This is a genomic window from Paraburkholderia sp. J10-1 (assembly GCF_905220165.1).
In the GTDB taxonomy this organism is placed as follows: Bacteria; Pseudomonadota; Gammaproteobacteria; order Burkholderiales; family Burkholderiaceae; genus Paraburkholderia.
In genome coordinates, this window is record NZ_CAJMYW010000050.1 from 1 (window position 1) to 1,282 (window position 1,282).

Consider the following 1,282-nt stretch of genomic DNA (forward strand, 5'->3'; position numbering starts at 1 on the left):
TCCTGGGATGCATCCTTGCTCCGCACCGGGAGCATTGCTGGGCAGCCGCGCGCGCTTGCGGGGCGGACGGCGCGCCACGACTGGACTCATCGGACTCCCGGCGGGCAACACCGTCGCAGGTTCTGCACGCAACAAGCCCGAGGTCCATCGCGGACACGGAGGGCAACGCGGGAAAGGTCGTGGGTGGCTCTGGCAAGTTATCGCGTTCGCGCGCATCCAGTGTCTCGCGGATGTGCCAGAGGGCACGCGGCTCGAATGCCATGACGACTGCGAGCATGAACGGCAGCGTGCAAAGCGCGAAGAGGGCGGTCTCCGGGGTGACGTATGCACGGTCGGCAAGCTTCGTTGCAGTGACAACGACCCCGAGGAACAGGACTTCGATCATGACCCATGGCCGCACGAACTGCAGCACACGCAGCACCGCTGAAAACGCGGGAGGAACCACGCCAAGGCGCACAGGTCCGGTAACGTAGAGAACCGCTGCAAGATCGAGAAACGGAAACACGATGGTCAGGCAGGCGACCAGGACAGCGAGAGGCCACATGCCTTGAACCCAGAGTGCGCAAACGGTCCCTGTCAGGGTAGTGGCCGATGTGATTCCACCCATCTCGAGCTTGACGACTGGATACGCCTGCGCGATGAAGAAAGTAATCAATGCTGCGAGCGCCAGCGCCAGGACGCGATCGAGTCGCGCCATGTCTGTGCTGGCGATGCTCGCCCCGCAGCGGGGGCAGTGCATTCCCCGAGTCTTCCCGGTCCGAAGTGGGCGCGACAGCAGCAGGTCACAATCGGGACAGGCGATGAGGTTGCGGATTTCCATGGTTTTCAGATCGCTCGCCCCGTCAGGCTTCAGACGCGTCCGTCGCATTGCTCAATCCCTTGCGCATGGATGCGAGTTCTGCCTCCAGTGCAGCGATCTCGTTCCACTGCTTGAGGACCGTCCCTCGCAGGACTCTGAGTTCGTGATGGACGGCCGCAAGTGCGAAGCGTGCACAAGGTTGCGGACACGATTTGCACCCGGCGTCGGACGGGCTGTCTCGACAGATCCTGTTGCGTGATGGTTCGCCAGTGAGTCGGGTTGTCGCAAGGAACACGTTGACCTCTCCTGCTTGATTGCCACTTCAAGGTAAATACAGCATGACGAGCTGACGAGTCAGCGTGGGGGCGCTACCACGGACCAGCGCGCTACTTCGCCTGTACGCCAGTATCCGCCGTCTGCATCCCTCCACGAACGCATTTCAGCGGGGTCGGTGAATCCTGCTGTGCTGCGAGGATTGCTGCC

The 1,282-nt window shown here is 62.4% G+C and carries 1 protein-coding gene; it reads right to left on the bottom strand.

The genetic code is table 11. From position 1 onward, the window contains the following. A partial coding sequence (locus U5A65_RS40615; protein WP_321949703.1) for a paraquat-inducible protein A occupies nucleotides 1-820 on the bottom strand: 820 nt, incomplete at its 3' end. Nucleotides 821-1,282: the final 462 nt, after the last annotated feature.